The following is a 1461-nucleotide window of genomic DNA, read 5'->3' on the forward strand; positions in this document are numbered from 1 at the left end:
GGGGAGGGATTTGGAGTCGCGGATGAGGGTGGTCGTGGGGGTGGGGGAGATTTCGACGCAGGCGCCGCCGTTGCTGCTGTGCGTGGATTTGTGCCAGGTGGCGACTTGGACGCACTGGCCGCCGTTCTCGCTGTACGAGGACTTTCGCCAGGTCAGGGGTGTGGGTGTCATGGAGCCCCATGGTGAGGGGTCGCATGGGGCTCCGACAGGTCAGAATCCGCCGAACTCGGGGGAGTTGAGGGCGGAGAGGAAGCAAGTGAAGGCTTCCGCACGGACGTTCAGGGCAGGGCCCGACTGGTTCTTCGAGTCGCGGACCGGGACCGTGCCGTGGGACGCGGCGAGGTTGGTGGCGATCTCGACGCAGACGCCGCCGTTTTCGCTGTACGACGACTTGAACCAACGGGGGGATTCGGTGCTCACTTGAGGCCCCTTTGCAGCTCTCTGATCATGGCCACGGACTCCGCCTGGGACAGCGACACGGCCTGTAGCTGATGGTAGGACGCCAACAGGGGTTCGACGAATGTGATGTCGCGCTCAAGGTGGCCCCGGTGGGCGGACTCGGCGTAGGACAGGAGCGAGCGGTCCCGCATGGTCAGCAAGTACAGGGGCAGGCTGAGCGGTCGGCGTTCTCCCAGCTCGAACAGGGCGATCTGGAGATGGGTGTTGGGCAGCTCGGCGAACTCGATCAGGCGCTCGAACTGGGCGTGCATGACGGCGGGGCCACCCATGGGCCGACGGAGGCAGCTCTCGTCCAGCACGGCGAAGATCTGCGGTGGAGGCGTACGGAGCAGTGAGGCCTGCCGCTCGTTGATGAGGGCGATCCGTTCCTCGGCCTGAGCGCTCGTGATCGTTCCCCGTTTCACAGCGCTCTGCGTGACCACCTGCGCGTACTCCGGGGTCTGGAGAAGCCCGGGGATGACGCCCACTTCGTAGAGTCGGATCTCGGCCGCCTTCGCCTCATCGTTTATGTACTGCGGCGATCCCTCCAGCAACCCTCCCTTCCGCATCTTCCGCCACTTGCGCTCGAACATGTCTCCGGTCCTCAGCGCTACGTCGACCCTTCTGGCCAGTTGAAGAGTCGGCTTCTTGCGCGCCGTCTCCACCGCAGACATGTGGGAGCTGGAGAAGCCCGTGCGCGTGGCGAGTTCCTCCTGCGTCAGGCCCTGTTTCTCGCGTTCTTCGCGAAGTAGCGCACCGAACGCCGCCTCCGGCGAGCTGTCGGGGTCGAGTTTCTTCCGGTTCAACGGCTGCTCCACCATCCTTCCAATCCGGCCGGGCTGGTTGAAAGGTTCCCGGCGGCTCGGTCACTCTGAGGCTCACGGTAATGGACGTGTTACGGAGAGGAGTGGCCATGTCCGGAAAAAGTGCGGAGCCGGAGCCCGAAGTGCCGCCGCCGGTACCGGAGATCGGGGTGTTGTACCTGGATTCCGTACGGGGGTTGGTGGGGGAGTTCAGGGGCAC

Annotated in this window: 3 protein-coding genes; all 3 read right to left on the minus strand. The window is 65.0% G+C overall.

Annotated elements, in window-relative coordinates:
* Positions 1 to 171, minus strand: a 171-nt coding sequence (locus AOK24_RS47040; protein ID WP_159052194.1) for a DUF397 domain-containing protein, incomplete at its 3' end; no start/stop codon positions are given.
* 39 nt (positions 172 to 210) lie between these two features.
* Complete coding sequence (locus tag AOK24_RS47045) at positions 211 to 420, minus strand: DUF397 domain-containing protein (protein ID WP_079057271.1); 210 nt, start codon at positions 418 to 420, stop codon at positions 211 to 213.
* Positions 417 to 1259 (minus strand): helix-turn-helix domain-containing protein, encoded by an 843-nt coding sequence (locus AOK24_RS42315; RefSeq protein WP_055725185.1) that lies wholly within the window; start codon positions 1257 to 1259, stop codon positions 417 to 419. Before AOK24_RS42315 ends, AOK24_RS47045 begins: the two co-directional genes overlap by 4 nt.
* Positions 1260 to 1461: the final 202 nt, after the last annotated feature.

This window comes from Streptomyces niveiscabiei (assembly GCF_001419795.1).
Classification (GTDB): Bacteria; Actinomycetota; Actinomycetes; order Streptomycetales; family Streptomycetaceae; genus Streptomyces; species Streptomyces niveiscabiei.

Coding starts and splice junctions, on each gene's coding strand:
- AOK24_RS42315 (WP_055725185.1), bottom strand. CDS start 1,259: ATGGTGGAGCAGCCGTTGAACCGGAAGAAACTCGACCCCGACAGCTCG.